Below are 22,201 nucleotides of genomic sequence, written 5' to 3'. Positions count from 1 at the left end.
CCATGTCGAAATTCTTTATCGACCGCCCGATCTTCGCCTGGGTGATCGCCCTGGTGATCATGCTGGTCGGCGCGCTCTCGATCCTCAAGTTGCCGATCAACCAGTACCCGGCGATTGCGCCACCGGCCATCGCCATTTCCGTGACCTACCCGGGCGCCTCGGCGCAGACCGTGCAGGACACCGTGGTCCAGGTGATCGAACAGCAGCTCAACGGTATCGACAACCTGCGTTATGTCTCCTCGGAAAGCAACTCCGACGGCAGCATGACCATCACCGCCACCTTCGAGCAGGGCACCAGTTCCGACACCGCCCAGGTCCAGGTCCAGAACAAGCTGAACCTGGCCACGCCCCTCTTGCCGCAGGAAGTGCAGCAGCAGGGTATCCGCGTCACCAAGGCGGTGAAGAACTTCCTGATGGTGATCGGCGTGGTGTCGACCGACGGCAGCATGACCAAGGACGACCTGTCGAACTACATCGTCTCCAACATGCAGGACCCGATCTCGCGGACTGCCGGCGTCGGTGACTTCCAGGTGTTCGGTGCCCAGTACGCGATGCGGATCTGGCTCGATCCGGCCAAGCTGAACAACTACCAGCTGACCCCGGTGGACGTGAAGACCGCCGTGGCCGCGCAGAACGTCCAGGTGTCTTCCGGGCAACTGGGTGGCCTGCCGGCCCTGCCTGGCCAGCAACTGAACGCCACCATCATCGGCAAGACCCGCCTGCAGACCGCCGAGCAGTTCAAGAATATCCTGCTCAAGGTCAACAAGGACGGCTCGCAAGTGCGCCTGGGTGACGTCGCCGATGTCAGCCTGGGTGGCGAGAACTACAGTGTCTCCGCCCAGTACAACGGTAGCCCGGCATCCGGCCTGGCGGTCAAGCTGGCCAACGGCGCCAACGCCCTGGACACCGCCAAGGCGCTGCGCAAGACCATCAGCGACCTGGAACCGTTCTTCCCGCCCGGGATGAAAGTGGTATTCCCGTACGACACCACGCCGGTGGTGAGCGAATCGATCAAGGGTGTGGTTGAAACCCTGATGGAAGCGATCGTGCTGGTGTTCCTGGTGATGTTCCTGTTCCTGCAGAACTTCCGCGCCACCATCATCACCACCATGACTGTGCCGGTGGTCCTGCTGGGTACCTTCGGGATCCTCGCGGCGGCCGGCTTCAGCATCAACACCCTGACCATGTTCGGCATGGTGCTGGCCATCGGCCTGCTGGTGGACGACGCCATCGTCGTGGTGGAGAACGTCGAACGGGTGATGAGCGAGGAAGGTCTCTCGCCCAAGGAAGCGACCAAGAAGTCCATGGGCCAGATCCAGGGGGCACTGGTGGGTATCGCCATGGTGCTCTCGGCGGTACTGCTGCCGATGGCGTTCTTCGGCGGCTCCACCGGTGTGATCTACCGCCAGTTCTCCATCACCATCGTTTCGGCCATGGGCCTGTCGGTGCTGGTGGCGCTGATCTTCACCCCGGCGCTGTGCGCCACCCTGCTCAAGGCCATTCCCCATGGCGAGCATGGCACACCGAAACGCGGCTTCTTCGGCTGGTTCAACCGCAATTTCGACCGCAGCGTGCGGGCCTACGAGCGCAGCGTCGGCGGCATCCTGGCGCACAAGGCGCCGTATCTGCTGGCCTACGCCCTGATCGTGGTCGGCATGATCTGGCTGTTCGCCCGTATCCCCACCTCGTTCCTGCCGGAAGAAGACCAGGGCGTACTCTTCGCCCAGGTCCAGACCCCGGCCGGCTCCAGTGCCGAGCGGACCCAGGCGGTGGTCGACAAGATGCGCGCCTACCTGCTCAAGGACGAAACGGGAGCCGTGAGTTCGGTATTCACCGTGACCGGTTTCAACTTCGCCGGCCGTGGTCAGAGCTCGGGTATGGCCTTCATCATGCTCAAGCCGTGGGACCAGCGTAACGCCGACAACAGTGTGTTCAAGCTGGCGGAACGGGCCCAGGCGCATTTCTTCAGCTTCCGCGACGCGATGGTGTTCGCCTTCGCCCCGCCGGCGGTGCTGGAGTTGGGTAACGCCACCGGTTTCGACGTCTACCTGCAGGACCGTGCCGGCGTCGGCCACCAGAAGCTGATGGAAGCTCGCAACCAGTTCCTTGGCATGGCGGCACAGAGCAAGGTCCTCGCGGCGGTCCGTCCCAACGGCCTGAACGATGAACCGCAATACCAGTTGAGCATCGACGACGAACGCGCCAGCGCCCTGGGCGTGAGCCTGTCGGACATCAACAACAGCCTGTCGATCGCGCTGGGCGGCAGTTATGTCAACGACTTCATCGACCGCGGTCGGGTGAAGAAGGTCTACATCCAGGGCAAGCCTGCCTCGCGGATGAGCCCTGAAGACCTGCAGAAGTGGTACGTGCGCAGCAGCAGCGGCACCATGGTTCCATTCTCGGCATTCGCCAAGGGCGAGTGGGTCTACGGCTCGCCCAAGCTGGCGCGCTACAACGGCGTCGAGGCGATGGAAATCCTCGGAGCCCCGGCACCGGGCCACACCACCGGTGAGGCCATGGCGGAAGTCGAGGCCATCGCCAAGAAGCTGCCGGCGGGTGTCGGTATTTCCTGGACCGGCCTGTCGTACGAGGAACGCCTGTCCGGTTCCCAGGCGCCAGCGCTGTTCGCCCTGTCGCTGCTGATGGTGTTCCTGTGCCTGGCGGCGCTGTACGAAAGCTGGTCGATCCCGATCGCGGTGGTACTGGTGGTACCGCTGGGGATCATCGGTGCACTGCTGGCGACCACCCTGCGCGGCCTGTCCAACGATGTGTACTTCCTGGTGGGGCTGTTGACCACCATCGGTCTGGCGGCGAAGAACGCCATCCTGATCGTCGAGTTCGCCAAGGAACTGCACGAACAGGGCAAGAGCCTGCGCGATGCGGCGATCGAGGCCTGCCGCATGCGTCTGCGTCCGATCATCATGACCTCGCTGGCGTTCATTCTCGGCGTGGTACCGCTGGCGATCTCCACCGGCGCCGGCTCCGGCAGTCAGCACGCCATTGGTACCGTGGTGGTTGGCGGTATGATCAGCGCAACCGTCTTGGCGATTTTCTGGGTTCCGTTATTCTTCGTTGCCGTCTCGGCCATTGGTGGCGAGAAGAAGCACGCGAAACCAGCAACCCCTGAAACTCCACAGCATGAGGCTGGCCAATGAGCAAGTCCCTTCTCTCTGTAGCGGTCGCGGCCTTCGTGCTCAGCGGCTGCTCGCTGATCCCCGACTACCAGCGCCCCGAGGCGCCGGTAGCGGCGCAGTACCCGCAAGGACCGGCCTACTCGCCGGCCCAGGCGGCGAACGTCGCCGCGGCCGAACAGGGTTGGCGCCAGTTCTTCAACGACCCGGCGCTGCAGCAACTGATCCAGGTGGCGCTGGAAAACAACCGCGACCTGCGGGTCGCGGCGCTGAACATCGAAGCCTACCGGGCCCAATACCAGATCCAGCGCGCCGACCTGTTCCCGGCCGTCAGCGCCGACGGCAGCGGCAGCCGCCAGCGGGTCCCGGCCGATGCCTCGGGCACCGGCAAGGCTGCGATCACCAGCCAGTACTCGGCGACCCTCGGCGTCAGTTCCTATGAACTGGACCTGTTCGGCCGTATCCGCAGCCTGAGCGAACAGGCGCTGCAGACCTACTTCGCCAGCGAAGAGGCCCGCCGTACCACGCAGATCAGCCTGGTGGCCAGTGTCGCCAACGCCTACCTGACCTGGCAGGCCGACAAGGAACTGCTCAAGCTGACCCAGGAAACCCTGGCGGCCTACGAGGAAAGCTACCGGCTCACCTCGCGCAGCAACGAAGTCGGCGTGGCCTCGGCCCTGGACCTGAGTCAGGCGCGGACCTCGGTGGAAGGCGCACGGGTCAAGCTGGCGCAGTTCACCCGCCAGGTCGCCGAAGACCAGAACAGCCTGACGCAACTGCTGGGCACCGGTATTCCGGCCAACCTGCCGGCGGCCCAGCCGCTGTCGGCCAAACTGCTCAGCGAACTGCCAGCCGGCCTGCCTTCGGACCTGCTGCAGCGGCGTCCGGACATCCTCAGCGCCGAGCACCAGTTGATGGCGGCAAACGCCAACATCGGCGCGGCACGTGCGGCGTTCTTCCCGAGCATCAGCCTGACCGCCAACGCCGGCACCCTGAGCCCGGACCTGGGCGGCCTGTTCAAGGGCGGTTCGGGCACCTGGCTGTTCTCGCCGAAGATCAGCATCCCGATCTTCAACGCCGGCAGCCTGAGAGCCAGCCTGGATTACTCCAAGATCCAGAAGGAAATCAGCGTCGCCAACTACGAGAAGGCGATCCAGACCGGCTTCAAGGAAGTCTCCGACGGCCTGGCCGCACGCCAGACCTTCAACGAGCAGTTGCAGGCCCAGCGCGACCTGGTCGCCGCCAACCAGGACTACTACCGCCTGGCCGAGCGTCGCTACCGCATTGGCGTCGACAGCAACCTGACCTTCCTCGATGCCCAGCGCTCGTTGTTCAGCGCCCAGCAATCGCTGATCAGCGATCGCCTGTCGCAGCTCACCAGCGAGGTCAACCTGTACAAGGCCCTAGGCGGTGGCTGGAACGAACAGACCGGCCAGGCCCGGCCGATCGACGAGACGCCACCGAAAGGCTGAGGTCGTTCACGCTGCACAAAAACCCGCCATTGGCGGGTTTTTTCATGCCCGCACTGTTCCGTTCGATAATCGCCCAAAACCGTCAAACCCCGATTGAACACGCGGTTCGATCCGCCGCACCATGCCAGCGCATCGACCCATACCAATAACAACAGGTTCACCCGCCATGTCCCGACACCCTGCCCTCAGCGGCTGATCGCAGCCGTTCGTTCCCCCTGTAAGCCCCTTGTCTGCAACCCCCGGGTTGCGGCTGCGCCCTGCTTCACCCCTAACAATTAGAGAGACCGATCCATGAAGCCACTGAACCACAGCAACCGTCCCCCACTTGCCCTGCTGACCCTCGCCCTCGCCGGTGCGGCCCTGCCGGCCATGGCCGAGGAACATGGCTTTGTGGAAGACGCCCAGGCCAACCTGAACCTGCGTAACTTCTACATCAACCGCAACTTCACCAACCCGGCCTACCCCCAGGACAAGGCCGAGGAATGGACGCAGAACTTCATCCTCGACGCCCGCTCCGGCTTCACCCAGGGCACCGTCGGTTTCGGCGTCGACGTGCTCGGCACCTTTTCCCAAAAGCTCGACGGCGGCAAAGGCACCGGCGGCACGCAACTGCTGCCGCTGGACCGTGACGGGCGCCCGGCGGACAACTTCGGCCGCCTGGACGTGGCGTTCAAGGCACGGATTTCCAAAACCGAGCTGAAGGTCGGCGAATGGATGCCGGTGCTGCCGATCCTCCGCTCCGACGACGGCCGCTCGCTGCCGCAGACCTTCCGCGGCGGCCAGGTCACCTCGAAGGAGATCGACGGCCTGACGCTGTACGGCGGCCAGTTCCAGAAGAACAGCCCGCGCAACGATTCGAGCATGACCGACATGTACATGCAGGGCAAAGCCGCCTTCACCTCCGACCGCTTCAACTTCGCCGGCGGCGAATACACCTTCAACGAAAAGCGCACCCTGATCGGCCTCTGGAATGCCCAACTGAAGGACATCTACCGCCAGCAGTACGTCAATCTGGTCCACAGCCAGCCACTGGGCGACTGGACCCTGGGCGCCAACCTCGGTTTCTTCTACGGCAAGGAAGACGGCAGCGCGCTGGCCGGCGACCTGGAGAACAGAACCTGGTCGGGGTTGTTCTCGGCCAAGTACGGCGGCAACACCTTCTACGTCGGCCTGCAGAAGCTCACCGGCGACAGCGCCTGGATGCGGGTCAACGGCACCAGCGGCGGCACCCTGGCCAACGACAGCTACAACAGCAGCTATGACAATGCGCAGGAAAAGTCCTGGCAGTTGCGCCATGACTACAACTTCGCCGCGCTGGGAATTCCGGGGCTGACCCTGATGAACCGCTACATCCGCGGTGACAACGTGCATGTCGGCGCGGTCACCGACGGCAAGGAATGGGGGCGTGAGTCGGAACTGGGCTACACCGTCCAGAGCGGCACCTTGCGCAACCTGAACATCCGCTGGCGCAACTCGAGCATCCGCAGGGACTACAGCACCAACGAGTTCGACGAGAACCGCCTGATCATCAGCTACCCGATCTCGTTGCTGTGAACCGGTTGGGCTGACTTTGAGAGCAGGACTTCAGGGCCTATTCGCGGGCAAGCCCTGCTCCTACATGAGTGGAGTCTTACGCGGGCTTGCATGCGACACAAATCTGCAGGAGCAGGACTTGCCCGCGAACCGGCCACCGGCAACACTGCTCGACTCAGTGCGAATCGCGGTCCCACCACCAATCCCAGAAACCGGGCAAGTGTACCGGCGTGGAGCTGCTCGGCACCGTACGCGCCAGTACCGCCCGCAGCAGCGCCGAACGATCGGTGTAGAACGGCTGCTCGGCAGTCCGCACACCGGTCTCCCGCGCACAATCCATCAGGATCTGCAGGTACTCCTGCATGTGCCGGGCGGTATAGCGGTTGAGGTCGTGGAAGGTCACCACCACCGGAATCACCCCATCGACCACCGGCATCTCGCCCCGGGCGATCTGCTCGCGCACCTCGGCCAGGTGCTTGAGCAGGTTGGCCCGGCGCTGCGGGCTCGCGGTGATCCCCCAGACCTTGCCATCGTTGGCACTGAGGTCAGTCAGCAGCACGTGCAGCCCATGCTGCCGGTAGGCCGCGAACGTGCGCTTGTCGTAGTTCCAGAACGGCGGCCGCAGGAGGGTCGGCGGAGCACCGGTGATCGCTGCGATAACGGCACTGCCATCGTTCAGTGACTGTTCCAGTTCCTGCGGATTCAATGAACGATGGTTGGTGTGCCAGTGCCCCGCCGTATGAAAGCCGAGGACATGCCCCTCGGCATGTTCGCGCCGCATCAGCGCCCGGCCTATGTCGCTGTTGCCGGCCCTGGGGGCACCGGTCTGGACGAAGAACACCGCCTTGATGCCCGGCTGAATCGGGTTATGGGCCAGGTCGTCGAGCACCGACGCGGTCGGGTTGTAGAAACTCGACGCACTGGGCCCGTCATCGAAGGTCAGCAGGAAACGGATCGGCGGCTGCGTGCGTAGCGCCTGTTCGGTGCTCGGGCTCAGGGGGATCGGCGGGCCGATACAGCCGGCCAGGCCCGTGGCGAGCGCAAGCACCAGGAATGAGGTCAAAAGCGATTTCATGAGGTTGGCCTGGTCCAGGTCACAACAATTGCAGAACCAAGATGTATTCAAGCCATCGTCATGCAGAACGGAATGGGAACTTGAGTGCGCATCTTACCGACAGGATGGCGCAACGTCCCTGCCCTCCGCCATCACACGGAGGGGCCATCGTTCCTGTCAGATCAGCGAAAACGCCAAGTGTTCCGGGATGGGCGTTTTTTCAGACGAATGAGAAAGGACCGCCGCCACGGCCTGTTCCCAGGCAGGCGCATGGGAACAGGCCGTGGAGGGCTTACTGACGCGATTCCACGCCCAGTTCGTCCCACACCGATACCGCCAGGTGGAAGGTCGCGTTGGCCGCCGGGATACCGCAATAGATGGCGCTCTGCATCAGCACTTCCTTGATCTCTTCGCGGGTCACGCCGTTGTTGGCCGCGGCCCGCAGGTGCAACTTGAGCTCCTCGTTGCGGTTCATGCCGATCAGCATGGCGATGGTGATCAGGCTGCGCGTGTGCCGGGGCAACCCCGGGCGGGTCCAGATATCACCCCAGGCATGGCGGGTGATCATCTCCTGGAACTCCGAGTTGAACTCGGTCAGGTTGTTCAGGCTGCGGTCGACATGGGCATCCCCGAGCACGGCACGCCGCACCCGCATCCCCTCGGCATAACGTTGTTTCTCGTCCACGGACACTCTCCTCAAACCCGGTCCAGCAGGAAATCCAGCACGCGCTGGCTGAAGGCATCGCCGGCCTGTACGTTCGACAGGTGGGCGGCATGGAATTCGGCGTACTCGGCGCCCTTGACGTGCTGCTGGATGAACAGACTGCCGCTGGGCGGCGTTACCGCATCCTCGCTGCCGGCGATCACCAGCACCGGAGCGCGGATCCTGTCCAGTTGCTCGCGAAAATCGGCATCGCGCACCGCCGCGCAGTTGGCCGCATAGCCTTGCGGCGACGTGGCGGCGAGCATGTCGGTGATCGGCTTGACCTGCTGCGGCTGCGCGGCGGAAAACTGCGGCGTGAACCAGCGGGCGATCGCCCCGTCGCGCAAGGCGGCCATGGCCGCCGCGCCATCGCGCAACACGGTCTCGATGCGCGGATTCCACATCGCCGGGTCGCCGATCTTCGCCGCCGTGTTGCACACGATCAGCCTGTTCAAGCGCTGGCCGGCATGGATACCCAGCCACTGGCCGATCAGCCCGCCCATGGACAGGCCGCAGAAGTGCGCCCGCTCGATACCCAGCGCATCGAGCAGGGCCACTACGTCGCGGCCCAGTTGCTCGATGCTGTACGGACCTTCGGTCACCAGCGAACGACCATGGCCACGGGTGTCGTAGCGCAGCACCCGGAAGTGTTCGGCGAACGCCGGGATCTGGGTGTCCCACATGCCCAGGTCGGTGCCCAGGGAGTTGGAGAGCACCAGCACTGGTGCCTCCTGCGGACCGTCGAAGCGGTAGTGCAGTTCGCCATCAGCCAGTTGTACAAAAGCCACGACAATCTCCTTCAGGTAAAAGCCAGATGCTCGGCCACCGCACGCTCGACCCAGGTACGGGCCTGGCCGAGGTAATGGGCCGGATCGAGCAGGTGGTCCAGTTCTTGCGCGGATAGTTGCGCGGTGATTTGCGGTTCGTCGCCCAGCACCGCCCGCAAGTGGCGCTGCTCGGCCACCGCGCGCTGGCAGCACTGCTCCAGCAGGTGGTGGGCGGCGTCGCGCCCCAGGCGCTGGGCGAGGACGATACTCACCGCCTCCGCCAGCAACAGGCCACGGGTCAGATCGAGGTTGCTCAGCATCCGCGCCGGGTCCACTTCCAGGCCTTCGGCAACGATCAGCGCCTGCTGCAGCGAGCCCGAGACCAGCCGGCAGATTTCCGGCAGGGTCTCCCATTCGGCGTGCCACAGGCCGAGGCTGCGCTCGTGTTCCTGGGGCATGGCGCTGAACAGGGTCGAGAGCAGGCCCGGAACCCGGGTCGCGGTGCCGATCAGTACCGCGGCGCCCACCGGATTGCGCTTGTGCGGCATGGTCGAGGAACCGCCCTTGCCCGGTGCCGACGGCTCGAAGACTTCGGCGGCCTCGGTCTGCATCAGCAGGCTGACGTCGCGTCCCAGTTTGCCCAGGCTGCCGGCAATCAGGCCGAGGACGGCACCGAATTCCACCAGGCGGTCGCGATGGGTGTGCCAGGGTTGTTCGGCGAGGTTGAGCTGAAGCGTCTCGGCCAGCGCCTCGGCCACCGGCATCGCCTGTTCGCCGAGGGCGGCCAGGGTGCCCGAGGCACCGCCGAACTGCAGGCACAGCAGCCGCGGTTGCAGTTCGCGCAGACGCTGGCGATGGCGGGTGACCGCGCCCAGCCAACCGGCGATCTTCATGCCGAGGGTGACCGGCGTGGCCTGTTGCAACCAGGTCCGCCCGGCCAGCGGTGTGTCCGCATACCGTTGGGCCTGGGCTGCCAATACGCCAGCCAGGCGTTGCAGGTCAGCGTCGATCAACTGCCAGGCACTGCGCAGTTGCAGCACCAGGCCGGAGTCCATGACGTCCTGGCTGGTGGCGCCCAGATGCACATAACGCTCGGCCCCGGCATCGGCGGCAGCGATCCGCTTGCCCAGTGCCTTGACCAGCGGGATCGCCGAATTGCCGGCCGTGGCGATCGCCTCGCCGAGAGCGGCGTAATCGTAGAACCCGGCCTCGCATGCCGCGGCAATCGGCGCGACCGCCGCCTGGGGAATCAGCCCGACCCGCGCCTGCGCACGGGCCAGCGCGGCCTCGAAGTCGAGCATCGCCTGGACCCGGCCCTGGTCGGAAAACACCTGGGCCATATCGCGGGCGATAAAGTAGGCATCGAACAGTTGGTTGCTCGGTCGTTGCATGGAAGATCCCTGGTAAAGGCGCGCCCATCACGGGCGCGCAGGTCGATCAATGATCGTGGTGCAGATACGCCGCCTGTTTCGGCAGGCGCAGGCTGAACAGGAAGGCGACCACCATCATGACGGTCACGTACCAGTAGAAGGCGTTCTCCATCCCCATCGACTTGAGGTTCAGCGCCACGTACTCCGCCGAACCGCCGAACACCGCGTTGGCCACCGCATAGGCCAGCCCCACCCCCAGCGCACGCACCTGGACCGGGAACATCTCGGCTTTGACCAGGCCGCTGATCGAGGTGTAGAAGCTGACGATCGCCAGAGCCAGGCTGATCAGCACGAAGGCCAGGAACGGACTGGTGACGGTCTTCAGGGTCAGCAGGATCGGTACCGTGCACAGTGCCCCCAGGGCACCGAACCAGAGCATCGAGTTGCGCCGGCCGATCCGATCCGAGAGCATGCCGAACACCGGTTGCAGGCACATGTAGAGGAACAGGGCGCCGGTCATCACGAAGCTCGCGGTCTTGGCGCTCATCCCGGCGGTGTTCACCAGGTACTTCTGCATGTAGGTGGTGAAGGTGTAGAAGATCAGCGAGCCGCCAGCGGTGTAGCCGAGCACGGTGACGAACGCCGCCTTGTGGTCACGGAACAGCGCCCGCAGGCTGCCGGCGTCCTTGTCCTGGCGGGTTTCCCTGCTGGTGGTTTCCTTCAGCGAGCGACGCAGCAGCAATGAGATCACCGCAGCGACGGCGCCGATCACGAACGGGATGCGCCAGCCCCAGGCCTTGAGTTCGGGTTCAGTGAGAAACTGTTGCAGGATCACCACCACCAGCACCGCCAGCAACTGGCCGCCGATCAGGGTCACGTACTGGAACGAGGCGAAGAAACCCCGCTGGCCACGCAACGCCACTTCACTCATGTAGGTCGCGGTGGTGCCGTACTCGCCCCCCACCGACAGGCCCTGGAACAGCCGCGCCACCAGCAGCAGCGCCGGCGCCCAGGCGCCGATGCTGGCGTAGGTCGGCATGAAGGCGATGACCAGGGAGCCACCGCACATCATCAGCACCGAGATCATCATCGAATTCTTGCGCCCGTGCTTGTCGGCCACCCGGCCGAACAGCCAGCCGCCGATGGGACGCATCAGGAAGCCGGCCGCGAATACACCGGCAGTGTTCAGCAACTGAACCGTCGGGTCATCGGAAGGGAAAAAGGCGGGGGCGAAATAGATGGCACAGAAGGCATACACGTAGAAGTCGAACCATTCGACCAGGTTGCCCGAAGAAGCACCGACGATGGCAAAGATCCTTTTGCTGCGTTCCTCACCGGTGTACGGCGTCGTTGTTGTTGTCATGTTCACTCACTCGTAAGGGATAGTTGCAGTCTAGACATACTTTGCAACAAGCCTGTTCCCCCGGCACACCAGACCTTTGTAGAAGCCTGCCTGCGGGCGATCAATACGACACGGAATCTCTGCTACACCCCATCGTCCTGATCACCAGCAAGCCGGTTCCTACAGAGGTGGGCTTCAGACCCGCTCGATAGCCAGCGCCAGGCCCTGGCCAACGCCGACGCACATGGTCGCCAGGCCCTTGCGGCCGCCGGTTTTTTCCAGGTGATGCAGCGCGGTCAATACCAGGCGTGCACCACTCATGCCCAGGGGATGGCCGAGGGCGATGGCACCGCCGTTCGGATTGACCTGGGCCGCATCGTCGGCGATCCCCAGCTCGCGCAACACCGCCAGGCCCTGGCTGGCGAAGGCTTCGTTCAGTTCGATCACGTCGAACTCGCTCACCGCCAGCCCGAGGCGCTCGGTCAGCTTGCGCACCGCCGGCACCGGGCCGATGCCCATGACCCGCGGCGCCACCCCGGCACTGGCCATGCCGAGCACCCGCGCCCGTGCGGTCAGGCCATGCTTCTTCACGGCCTCGGCGGAAGCCAGGATCAGCGCCGCCGCGCCATCGTTGACGCCGGAGGCGTTGCCGGCAGTGACGGTCTTGTCGGGGCCATTGACCGGCTTGAGTTTCGCCAGGGCCTCCAGGGTGGTATCGGCGCGCGGATGCTCATCCTGCTCGACCACGGTCTCGCCCTTCTTGTGGGCGATACGCACCGGCACGATCTCCTCGGCGAAGAACCCGGCGGCCTGGGCCGCGGCAGTCCGCTGCTGGCTGCGCAGGGCGAACGCGTCCTGGTCGGCGCGGGACACCCGGTAGTCGTCGGCGACGTTATCGGCGGTCTGTGGCATCGCATCGACCCCATACTGGGCTTTCATCAACGGGTTGATGAAGCGCCAGCCGATGGTGGTGTCTTCCAGTTTCATGTTGCGGGAAAACGCCGCATCGGCCTTGCCCATCACGAACGGAGCCCGGGACATCGACTCGACGCCACCGGCGATCGCCAGCTCCATTTCGCCGCTGGCGATGGCGCGGAAGGCATTGCCGATCGCTTCCATGCCCGAGGCACAGAGACGGTTGAGGGTCACGCCGGGAACGCTCTCCGGCAGCCCGGCCAGCAACAGGGCCATGCGCGCGACGTTGCGGTTGTCCTCGCCGGCCTGGTTGGCGCAGCCGAGGAACACCTCGTCGACCTCGCTCCAGTTCACCGACGGGTTGCGTTCCAGCAGCGCCTTGATCGGCACGGCGGCCAGGTCATCGGCACGCACACCGGCCAGGCCGCCGCCGAAACGGCCGATGGGGGTACGGACGGCGTCACAGATAAAGACTTCGCGCATCAGGCTTCTCCCGGGGCTTGGCCATGGGCCGCGGCAGTGCGGGCCTCAAGATCGCGCAGGGCGCTGAGCTCGACGTCGGTCGGCTCGGCGGTGCTGGCGACCTGCTCGGCGAACCGTACCGGCCAACCGGTGGCGGCAATCACCTGCTCACGGGTCACGCCCGGGTGCAGGGAGGTGACGACGAACTCGTGGGTCCCGGCTTCCGGTTCCATGATGCACAGGTCGGTGATGATGCCTACCGGACCGGCGCCCGGCAGACCGAGGCGCTGACGGGAATCGCCGCCCTCGCCGTGACCGACCGAGGTGACGAAGTCCAGCTTGTCGACGAAGGAGCGCGCCGACTGCTTGAGGATGATCAGCACGCTCTTCGCCGAACCGGCGATCTCCGGTGCGCCGCCAGCCCCGGGCAGACGGACCTTCGGCGAGAAGTAGTCACCCACCACCGTGGTGTTGATATTGCCGAAACGGTCGACCTGGGCCGCGCCGAGGAAACCGACATCGATGCGACCACCCTGCAGCCAGTAGCGAAAGATCTCGCCGGTCGGCACCACGGTATCGGCGGTTTCCGCCAGCTCACCGTCGCCGATGGACAACGGCAGCACGCTGGGCTTGGCGCCGATCGGGCCGGACTCGTAGATCAGCACCACATCCGGCGAGGACGTCAGGCGCGCCAGGTTGGCCGCCTTGGACGGCAGGCCGATGCCGACGAAACAGACCGAACCGTTCTTCAGGCGACGGGCGGCGGCAACGGTCATCATTTCATTGGTGGTGTAGGTCATTATTTTGCCTCCGAGGCTTGGGCCAGCTTGGCCCGGAACTCGGCGAAGTCCGCCGTGCCATGGATGTAGTCGGCGATCCAGGCGGTGAAGGTTTCCCGGTCGCGGGCAATCGGATCCCAGGCCTGGTAGAAACGGTTGTCGCGCTCGCTATAGCCATGGGCATAGGACGGGTGGGCGCCGCCCGGGACATGGCAGACCGCGCTGACGGCCCAGGTCGGCAGGACGCAGGCGTTCATCGGAGCCTGCAGATCGTCGACGATCTCCTCGACGGTGACGATGCAACGCCGGGCCGCCAGCACCGCTTCCTTCTGCACGCCGAGAATGCCCCACAGCAGGACGTTGCCCTTGCGGTCGGCCTTCTGCGCATGAATCACCGTGACATCGGGACGTACCGAAGGTACTGCGGCCAGCACTTCACCGGTGAACGGGCAGGTCACACTCTTGATCAGCGGGTTGACCTTCGGCAGGTCGGAGCCGGCATAGGCACGCAGCACCGCGAATGGCAGGCCGGAAGCGCCGGCGACGTAGGCATTGGCCAGGTCGGCGTGGCTGTGCTCCTCGATTTCCAGCGCATGAGGCCACTGCTTCTCGACCGCATCGCGCAGACGGTGCAGGGAACCGACCCCCGGGTTGCCGCCCCAGGAAAACACCAGCTTGCGAGCACAACCGGCACCGATCAGTTGGTCGTAGATCAGGTCGGGGTCATCCGCACCAGTGTCAGGTCTTTCTTGCCCTGACGAATGATTTCATGACCCGCCGCAGTCGGAATCAGGTGAGTGAAGCCTTCGAGCGCGACGGTATCGCCGTCATTGACGAATTGCTTCACCGCGTCATGCAGCGAAAGTATTTCAGCCATGGATACAGACTCCCGGTTTCAACAAGCCAGCTTGGAAGAAAAAGGCGCGAGGTCAGCGCCGAAGTGAAGCCAGATTAAGCCGGGGCTCGGCCCGCAAACAATCCGATAATCGCTTATGTGTTCGGTAATCGAACCAATTGTTTGCAGGCTATCGACTCCCCCCCACACCCGGTCGACTCAGGTCGCATCCGCGTGGCTGACCCGGCCCTTGATCAGCACGCCAGCCGTCGCCAGCGCCGCCGGTACCACCAGCACGGTCAGCACCTGCTCGAAGTTCCAGCCCATGCCCAACAGCGTAGCGCCCATCCAGGCGCCGAGAATCGCGCCAAAACGACCGATCCCGAGCATCCAGGACACACCCGTGGCCCGCCCCTGGGTCGGGTAGAAGCGTGCCGCCAGCGAAGGCATCGCCGATTGCGCGCCGTTCACGCACATGCCGGCCGCCAGCACCAGGGTTCCCAGCAGGGCGATGTGGCCCAGGCTCTGGCCGACCGCGTAGGCAAAGATCCCGGCCAACAGGTAGAAAGTGCCGATGACCTTGTGCGGGTTGAAGCGGTCCATGGCCCAACCCACCCCGACCGCACTCAGCACCCCGCCGAACTGGAACAGGGCGCCAATGAACGCGGCCTGTTCCAGGCTCGCGCCGCTGTCACGCATCAGCGTCGGCAGCCAGCTGGTCAGCAGGTAGACGATCACCAGGCCCATGAAATAGGTCAGCCACAGCAGCAGGGTGCCGGCGCTGTAGGTGCCGGAGAAAATCACCGCCAGCACATTGCGCGCCTTGACCGTCTTCTGCTCCGGCACGCTGAAGCTCGCCGCTGCGGCCACCTGCTGTGGCGCGATCGGCGCCAGGGCCTTGCGTATCCTGTCCACGCCGCGGTTGCGCACCACCAGAAAACGCGCCGACTCCGGCAGCCAGAGCAACAACACCAGCACCAGCAACAGCGGCAGCAGCCCACCGATCAACAGCAGGCTGTGCCAGCCGAAGGCCGGGATCAGCTTGGCCGAGACGAAACCGCCACCGGCCATGCCCAGGTTGAAACCGCAGAACATGCTGGTCACCAGCAGCGACTTGTGTCGCTCCGGGGTGTATTCCGAGAGCAGCGTCGTGGCATTCGGCATGCCCGCGCCCAGGCCCAGCCCGGTGAGGAAGCGCAGCACCAGCAACTGGTCGACATTGCTGCTGTAGGCCGAGGCCAGGCTGAAGGCGCCGAACAGCAGAACCGCGCCCACCAGCACCACCTTGCGTCCGAAGCGGTCCGCCAGGGGGCCGGAACCGAGCGCGCCGAAGACCATGCCGATCAGCGCCGCACTCATCACCGGCCCGAGGCTGGCACGGTCGATGCCCCAGTCCTGGGACAGCGCCGGCGCGATGAAGCCCATGGCCGCCGTGTCCAGGCCATCGAGAAAAACGATCAGGAAACACAGGATCACCACCCGCCACTGGTACCTGGACAGCGGTTGGCTATTGATAAGGGACTGCACATCGAGGCAGTGACCGACAGTGGATTGAGGCTGGTTCATTATTTTTATTTCCACACAAGCGCGCAGACGAACAGGCGCCGACCGGGCCGGCGACGTTGGATGAAGCGGGTTGGTTCAGGCGTGCCGCGTCAGGACGGCGAACACGCGGGAGAGGTATCGGGAGAGATGTTCATGGCGGTCTGGCCTCTTCATTATTATTAGAGCGGCCCGGAGCGAGCCTTGCAGGCTCGTCAATTCAGGGCGCTGCCGCGACATTAATCAGCGGTATTCAACCGCGCAATTCGATAAACGCGTAACTGGGCGGTTATCGAACAGCTTTGCTGAGGAGCCGGCCATCAGGCGAACAGTTGGGCACTCAGGTCACGGCTGGCGGCGAGCATGTTCGGCAGGAAACGCTGTTCCAGCTCGCTGCGGCTGACACTGCCGGCATGGGTGCTGACGTTCAGGGCCGCGAGCACCTGGCCCGAGGCGTCGTAGACCGGTACGGCAATCGAACGCAGGCCCTGCTCCAGCTCCTGGTCGACGATGCACCAGCCCTGTCGACGCACCTGCTGCAGGCATTCGAGCAGCGCTTCGGGGGTATGCAGGGTACGGCTGGTCTTGGGCTGCAGGTCGGCATGTTCGAGGTAGTCCTGCAGCGACGCATCATCCAGCGCGGCCAGCAGGATCCGGCCCATCGAGGTGCAGTAGGCCGGCAGTCGCCCGCCGACGGACAGATCGACCGAGATCAGCTTCTGCGGCGTGGCCGAGCGGGCGATGTAAAGAATGTCGTCACCCTCGAGGGTGGCCATGTTGCAGGCCTCGTGGAGCTGCTCGCTCATGCGGTCCAGATAAGGCTGGGCCGACACCGCCAGGGGTGTCGAGGACAGATAGGCATGCCCCAGGGTGAGCACCTTGGGCAACAGCGAATAGGTGCGCCCGTCGGTGGTGGCATAGCCGAGCTTGATCAGTGTATGCAGGCAACGTCGCACGGCCGCCCGGGGAATCTCCGTGCGGTGGCTGATCTGCGCGATGGTCAGGTGCCGCTTGCGCTCCTGGAACGCCTGTACCACCGCCAGGCCACGGGCCAGCGACGTCATGAAATCCGGGTCGCCGGTAAAGGCCTGAATCCGCTTGGCGGGCGAGGCGACGATAGGCGGCGCGACGGAATTGAAGGCAGTACGCAGTGGGTCGTTCATTCCAGGTCCTTGTTCACACTGTCAGCCGCTATTACAGGCCGCCGACAGCCGATAGACAAGCCATGCAGGCCCTACATTGTGCGATTATCGAACATACGGCCGATAATCGCAATTGACCTGGGCGGTCCCGAGGCTTATAACGTTGCCTTGCCGCTCTGCGATTCCCGGCATACTGGTCAGGTACCCACCGGGGAACTCACCGGCACGGCCTTACCCACGAAGTAAGGCCGTTCTCCCCTCCCCCCTTTGCATTGCTGGTGATACAAACTTCCCTATACAACTGTTATTACCCAGCCAATTAGCTGGTATCAAAAACTTCCAGCGAAAGTTTGCCGCCGGGAAACAGGCAGCACTTGCCCAAGCCCTCAAGTTACAGTTCAAAACTCCTACGTGACAAAGCCCCTGGACAAAGTTGACGGGCTCTCCCCTCTTCGCGGTAATATTGTTCAAACCGACCGATATACTCTACGTACGCTGCGTGCCATGAGGCGCCCTCGTGGCCGTGGGAGCCGGGCTCAGCCCTGTCAGGCAAGTCCATCCCGCGCGGTCGTGTTTACAGAGACGGAAAAACCCTTCAATTCAAATTAGGTAACACTGTGACGAAAGACGAACTGCGCGCGGAACTTGAGCGCCAGGAACAACGTTACAAGGATGTTTACGGCGGAGAAGTCACCACCTACGCCGCGCAACCCGAACCGGAACGCAAACCCTGGCGTAAACGGGCCAGTCTTCGCGACCAGGCCTTTAGCCAGGAACTGCAAAAGATGGAACAGGAACTCAAGGCGCAACAGGCCCAGGCGACTCAGCCTTGACACCGTGAGGCTTGCCTCCTGCAGCCTGTCATCCTACCCGGATCCTGCCAGGCTCCCGCATGTCAACGGCTTGCGCTATCCGCGACGAGCCCTGGAAGCCGCCCCACCCAACGGGCTGATTGACGCCAGGCAGGTCCTCACACAGAAATTTCATACAGCCGTTTCGGCCCAGAAGCCCTGCGCCGAAACCTCGCGTTTTCCAGATATTTCCAATGAAATCAGAAGCTTGCCAGAGCCCCGGAAAACCTGGGTTTGCAGGGTTTCCTACATTTTTTTTCATTGAAGAATGTTACCGATGGGCAGCTAGTGCATCGATTAGCGGGCTTTTCTGGCATAATCGCGCCCCCTTATGACCGGGTCAGAAAACCTACATGATCGATTTATTCAGCGGACTGGATGCTTGGGTCCTCGTGAGCCTGCTGCTCGCCCTGGCCTTTGTCCTCAGCTTCGAGTTCATCAACGGCTTTCATGACACCGCTAACGCGGTGGCCACAGTGATCTACACCAAAGCGATGCCGCCCCATCTCGCGGTGTTCTCCTCCGGTGTATTCAATTTCCTCGGGGTTCTGCTCGGCGGGGTCGGCGTTGCCTATGCCATCGTCCACCTGTTGCCGGTGGAACTGCTGATCAACGTCAACACCGGACATGGCCTGGCCATGGTGTTCTCGCTGCTGGCTGCGGCCATCACCTGGAACCTGGGAACCTGGTATTTCGGCATTCCGGCCTCGAGTTCCCACACCCTGATCGGTTCGATCCTCGGTGTCGGCCTGGCCAATGCCCTGCTCAACGACATTCCGTTGGGCGACGGGGTCAACTGGCAGAAAGCGATCGATATCGGTGCCTCGCTGGTGTTCTCGCCGCTGGCCGGCATGCTGGTGGCAGGCCTGGTTCTGATCGCCCTGAAGTGGTGGCGTCCGAAGTCGAAGATGCACAAGACGCCGGAACAGCGCCGCAAGATCGACGACAAGAAGCACCCTCCGTTCTGGAATCGCATGGTACTGGTGGTTTCGGCCATGGCCGTGAGCTTCGTGCACGGCTCCAACGACGGTCAGAAAGGTATCGGCCTGATCATGCTGGTGCTGATCGGTATCGTGCCGGCGCAGTTCGTACTTGACCTGAGCACCACCACCTACCAGATCGAACGCACCCGCGACGCGACCCTGCACCTGAGCCAGTTCTACCAGCGCAACAGCGCCACCCTGAGCGAGTTCCTGGCACTGGGCAAGAGCGTGCAGGACGACCTGCCGGGCAAGTTCAGCTGCAATCCGCAGCAGACCGAACCGACCATCGCCGCGCTGCTGAACGATCTCAAGGGCGTCAACGACTACCATTCGCTGGCACCTGAAAAGCGTATCGAAGTGCGCCGCTACCTGCTCTGCCTCGACGACACCGCGAAAAAGGTCGGCAAGCTGCCGGGCCTGGACGCGCGCGAGAAGGCGGACCTGGAAAAACTGCGCAAGGACCTGACCGCCACGACCGAATACGCACCGTTCTGGGTGATTCTGGCGGTGGCCCTGGCCCTTGGCCTGGGGACCATGGTCGGCTGGAAACGGGTGGTGCTGACCATTGGCGAGAAGATCGGCAAGCAGGGCATGACCTATGCCCAGGGCATGTCGGCCCAGATCACCACGGCCGGGATGATCGGCCTGGCGAACATCTTCGCGCTACCGGTTTCGACGACCCACGTGCTGTCGTCGGGTGTGGCGGGGACCATGCTGGCGAACAAGAGCGGGCTGCAGAGCAGCACGATCAAGACCATTCTGCTGGCCTGGGTACTGACCTTGCCGGCGACCGTCGGGTTGTCTGCCGGTTTGTTCTGGCTTGCTTCGAAGATTATCGGCAGTTGAGTTGACTGCCGTGATCTGAAAATAAAGGTGCAGCCTTTGGGGTGCGCCTTTTTTTTCGTCTTGATGTTTGTATGTAGTGTTTAACTTTGAGGTGAGTGTACATATCCGTTTGCGCGTTTAACTGATGGAACGGTTTCGCCCCTTACGGGCGAGTTACTTTTTTTCAGACGCCAAAAAAAGTAACCAAAAAACGCTGCCCCTCCATTGGCCCCCCGCTACGCGAGGGGTTCCCTCATTCCACCCTCGCTCCGTGGGTCGCGCCGCATGGGCATCCATGCCCATCGGCGCTAACTCGGCATCCATGCCGAGTTCCCCACTACACGAGGGCTCCATTCGGCCTGCTGGGAACGGGGCCGGTAGAGCAAGAGCAAGAGCAAGAGCAAGAGCAAGAGCAAAGAGCTTCGCGGGCAAGCCCGGCTCCTACAAGTTTACGTCGTACACGGAGGCTGCATACGACACCCATCTGTAGGAGTCGGGCTTGCCCGCGAAGAGGCCATTGAGGTCGCCGAAAAACTTCCAGATTCCCCCTCTGCTTTTGATCTTGCTTTTGCTTTTGATTTACCGGCCCCGTTCCCAGCCGGCTGAGTGGAGGTTCTGTTTCGAGAGTCGCCCGGCAGGGATGCCGGGCGAGCCGTGTTGGGCCATGGATGGCCCGTCACGGCGTGCTCTCGAAACAGGACCGGAGCGAAGGAACCCTCGCGCAGCGAGGGCCAATGGAGGGGCAAGCGTTTTTTGGTTACTTTTTTTGGCGCCTGAAAAAAAGTAACTCGCCCGTAAGGGGCGAAACCGTTCCATCAGTTAAACGCGCAAACGGATATGTACACCCAGTAACAATTACTCCCCCAAAAAAGCCCAGAAACGCGAGACAAAAAAAAGGGCGACCGAAGTCGCCCAAAATGCCTTGCGTGCTCGTTCTCTGAAAAGACCTAAGGTTTCTTCCTCTTATGTGAGTCTTTCCAGATAAAAAATCCAAAACCGCCGAGGAACACCACCATGAGGCCAACCGTCAGCACTCCGGCAATTACCACGTTATCGAAAAACATGACTGGCCTCCTGCACTCGCCCTGTTGCGATGTGGCTAAGTTACCCAAATGGGCACGGAGGAAAATTGACCGGCGTCAATGCCGCCCGGAACCGGGTGCGGGGAAAGGAAATTAACTGACTTGCATCAAGTTTCAGCGCAGATATCAGCGCTTTTTCGGCTTGTTCTTCGGCTTTTTCCTGCCCTTGCCCAACGGCATCGCCTGCTCGAAGGCCTGGCGTACTTCATTCAGGCGTTTCTCGTTCAGGTCATGGACACGCTTGGCCCGTTCCGCATTCAGGTCGATCAACTTGTCGTCTTGGCTCATGATCACTACATCGCTATCGGTCGAATTCAGCCAGGCTCGCCCCCGGCTCACGCAATACCCCCATAATGCGGGCAAGCGTCGGCGCTGACCAGCCGGGAAATGATCGAGCTATGTCCGCCATGCCCGTTTGCGCGCAAAATCGCCCACTCAGTATGGCTACCAAGGATCGTTGAAGTGACACTGCCCAAGGACCTCCCCCCGCTCATGGCCCTGCGCGCCTTCGAATCGGTGGCCCGCCACCTGAGCTTCATCAAGGCCGCCGATGAACTGTCGGTCAGCCAGAGCGCGGTAAGCCATCAGATCCACAAGCTTGAGCAGTACCTCGACCAGCGCCTGTTCATCCGCAGGACCCGTGCCATCGACCTCAGCGACGCCGGCAGCCGCTATTACCAGCAGATCCGCCCGGCCCTGGAACAGATCGCCGAAGCCAGTCGACAACTGCGCGCACCGACATCCCCACGGGTGCTGCGGATCGGCCTGCTGGCGTCTTTCGCCACGCTCTGGCTGGCACCGCGCCTGACCGACTTCATTACCCGCCACCCGCACATCCAGGTTGCCCTGGAGCCGTCGATCCAGCTCGCCGATGTCGCCGGCGCCCAGGTCGACCTCGCCATCCGCTACGGCAAGGGCGGCTGGCCGGATGTCGATGCCCAGCGGCTGATGAGCGAACGCCTGTTCCCCGTCTGCAGCCCGGCCTTCAAGGCCGCATCCCACGGGCCGGGCCCATTGCTGATGGCCCAGGCCCGGCAACCCTTCGAATGGATCGATTGGGCCCGGCACCATCATTTCGATCTGCAGCGCTACCCCACGGCCATGCTCCATGACTACAACATCGTGGTCGAAGCCGCCATCGCCGGCCAGGGTATCGCCATGGGCCGCCAGCGCCTGATCGATCGCCGGCTCAAGGACGGCTCGCTGGTACCGGCATTCGACAGCCCCCCTTATGAGAGCGAGATCGGCTATTGGCTGATCAGACCCAACACCGCGCTCTGCGCGGAAGCCGAAATCTTCTGCACCTGGTTGATGGAACAATGCGCGGACACATGAGCCAATCAGATACGTCCGATTGAATCTATCCGTTTGTCGGCCAATTCCGCGCCGAGCATGCTGAAACCTTCTTCAAGG

Annotated in this window: 17 protein-coding genes and 1 pseudogene; 6 read left to right on the top strand and 12 right to left on the bottom strand. The window is 63.4% G+C overall.

Features of this window, described 5'->3' with window-relative positions; all coding sequences use genetic code 11:
- The first annotated feature begins 2 nt into the window (after positions 1 to 2).
- The 3 genes from ACZ5KU_RS06980 (at position 3) to ACZ5KU_RS06970 (ending at position 6,157) form a co-directional block, all read left to right on the top strand.
- The gene (locus ACZ5KU_RS06980) at positions 3 to 3,155 is read left to right on the top strand and encodes an efflux RND transporter permease subunit (RefSeq protein WP_054058906.1); all 3,153 of its coding nucleotides are present in this window, start codon (positions 3 to 5) and stop codon (positions 3,153 to 3,155) included.
- Entirely contained in the window at positions 3,152 to 4,603 is a 1,452-nt protein-coding gene (locus ACZ5KU_RS06975; RefSeq protein WP_054063949.1) for an AdeC/AdeK/OprM family multidrug efflux complex outer membrane factor, read from the top strand. The genes ACZ5KU_RS06980 and ACZ5KU_RS06975 overlap by 4 nt, the downstream gene beginning before the upstream one ends.
- Before the next feature lie 291 nt (positions 4,604 to 4,894).
- A complete protein-coding gene (locus ACZ5KU_RS06970) occupies positions 4,895 to 6,157 on the top strand; it encodes an OprD family porin (protein WP_464736957.1) in 1,263 nt (420 codons plus the stop codon).
- A 154-nt stretch (positions 6,158 to 6,311) separates the two neighbouring features.
- Here ACZ5KU_RS06970 and ACZ5KU_RS06965 read toward each other — a convergent pair whose 3' ends face one another.
- The 10 genes and pseudogenes from ACZ5KU_RS06965 to pcaR form a co-directional block, all read right to left on the bottom strand.
- Positions 6,312 to 7,211 (bottom strand): polysaccharide deacetylase family protein, encoded by a 900-nt coding sequence (locus tag ACZ5KU_RS06965; RefSeq protein ID WP_192842797.1) that lies wholly within the window; start codon positions 7,209 to 7,211, stop codon positions 6,312 to 6,314.
- Between the two features lie 271 nt (positions 7,212 to 7,482).
- Positions 7,483 to 7,875: a 4-carboxymuconolactone decarboxylase gene (gene pcaC, locus ACZ5KU_RS06960; RefSeq protein ID WP_464736956.1), complete on the bottom strand. Its 393-nt coding sequence runs from the start codon at positions 7,873 to 7,875 to the stop codon at positions 7,483 to 7,485.
- Between the two features lie 11 nt (positions 7,876 to 7,886).
- Positions 7,887 to 8,681 carry a 3-oxoadipate enol-lactonase gene (gene pcaD, locus ACZ5KU_RS06955; protein WP_054060793.1) on the bottom strand — a complete coding sequence of 265 codons (795 nt, stop codon included), beginning with the start codon at positions 8,679 to 8,681 and terminating at the stop codon, positions 7,887 to 7,889.
- Positions 8,682 to 8,692: 11 nt separating this feature from the next.
- Complete coding sequence (locus ACZ5KU_RS06950; RefSeq protein WP_464736955.1) at positions 8,693 to 10,051, bottom strand: 3-carboxy-cis,cis-muconate cycloisomerase; 1,359 nt, start codon at positions 10,049 to 10,051, stop codon at positions 8,693 to 8,695.
- A 46-nt stretch (positions 10,052 to 10,097) separates the two neighbouring features.
- A complete protein-coding gene (locus tag ACZ5KU_RS06945) occupies positions 10,098 to 11,393 on the bottom strand; it encodes an MFS family transporter (RefSeq protein WP_054057639.1) in 1,296 nt (431 codons plus the stop codon).
- Between the two features lie 174 nt (positions 11,394 to 11,567).
- Positions 11,568 to 12,773 (bottom strand): 3-oxoadipyl-CoA thiolase, encoded by a 1,206-nt coding sequence (pcaF, locus tag ACZ5KU_RS06940; protein WP_192842682.1) that lies wholly within the window; start codon positions 12,771 to 12,773, stop codon positions 11,568 to 11,570.
- Positions 12,770 to 13,552 (bottom strand): CoA-transferase subunit beta, encoded by a 783-nt coding sequence (locus ACZ5KU_RS06935; RefSeq protein WP_193394249.1) that lies wholly within the window; start codon positions 13,550 to 13,552, stop codon positions 12,770 to 12,772. The genes pcaF and ACZ5KU_RS06935 overlap by 4 nt, the downstream gene beginning before the upstream one ends.
- Positions 13,549 to 14,405 (bottom strand): annotated as a pseudogene (locus tag ACZ5KU_RS06930) (CoA transferase subunit A). Before ACZ5KU_RS06930 ends, ACZ5KU_RS06935 begins: the two are co-directional and overlap by 4 nt.
- A gap of 177 nt (positions 14,406 to 14,582) precedes the next feature.
- Positions 14,583 to 15,929, bottom strand: a complete 1,347-nt coding sequence (pcaK, locus tag ACZ5KU_RS06925; RefSeq protein WP_054064824.1) for a 4-hydroxybenzoate transporter PcaK — start codon at positions 15,927 to 15,929, stop codon at positions 14,583 to 14,585.
- A 296-nt stretch (positions 15,930 to 16,225) separates the two neighbouring features.
- The gene (gene pcaR / locus ACZ5KU_RS06920) at positions 16,226 to 17,068 is read right to left on the bottom strand and encodes a pca regulon transcriptional regulator PcaR (protein ID WP_054057634.1); all 843 of its coding nucleotides are present in this window, start codon (positions 17,066 to 17,068) and stop codon (positions 16,226 to 16,228) included.
- Between the two features lie 596 nt (positions 17,069 to 17,664).
- On the opposite strand from pcaR, the gene ACZ5KU_RS06915 reads away from it, so the two are divergent.
- Together ACZ5KU_RS06915 and ACZ5KU_RS06910 are read left to right on the top strand one after the other, a co-directional pair.
- Positions 17,665 to 17,880, top strand: a complete 216-nt coding sequence (locus ACZ5KU_RS06915) for a hypothetical protein (protein ID WP_081005909.1) — start codon at positions 17,665 to 17,667, stop codon at positions 17,878 to 17,880.
- A 371-nt stretch (positions 17,881 to 18,251) separates the two neighbouring features.
- Positions 18,252 to 19,727 (top strand): inorganic phosphate transporter, encoded by a 1,476-nt coding sequence (locus ACZ5KU_RS06910; protein WP_464736954.1) that lies wholly within the window; start codon positions 18,252 to 18,254, stop codon positions 19,725 to 19,727.
- 926 nt (positions 19,728 to 20,653) lie between these two features.
- Here ACZ5KU_RS06910 and ccoM read toward each other — a convergent pair.
- Together ccoM and ACZ5KU_RS06900 are read right to left on the bottom strand one after the other, a co-directional pair.
- Entirely contained in the window at positions 20,654 to 20,770 is a 117-nt protein-coding gene (ccoM, locus tag ACZ5KU_RS06905; RefSeq protein ID WP_010449458.1) for a cytochrome c oxidase subunit CcoM, read from the bottom strand.
- Between the two features lie 144 nt (positions 20,771 to 20,914).
- On the bottom strand, positions 20,915 to 21,076 hold the full coding sequence (locus ACZ5KU_RS06900; RefSeq protein ID WP_192842680.1) for a hypothetical protein: 162 nt from the start codon (positions 21,074 to 21,076) through the stop codon (positions 20,915 to 20,917).
- A 174-nt stretch (positions 21,077 to 21,250) separates the two neighbouring features.
- On the opposite strand from ACZ5KU_RS06900, the gene ACZ5KU_RS06895 reads away from it, so the two are divergent.
- Positions 21,251 to 22,123 (top strand): LysR substrate-binding domain-containing protein, encoded by an 873-nt coding sequence (locus ACZ5KU_RS06895; RefSeq protein ID WP_416772126.1) that lies wholly within the window; start codon positions 21,251 to 21,253, stop codon positions 22,121 to 22,123.
- Positions 22,124 to 22,201: the final 78 nt, after the last annotated feature.

It is taken from the genome of Pseudomonas sp. Tof1, from assembly GCF_055390395.1.
This window is presented reverse-complemented; position numbering and strand designations above follow the sequence as displayed.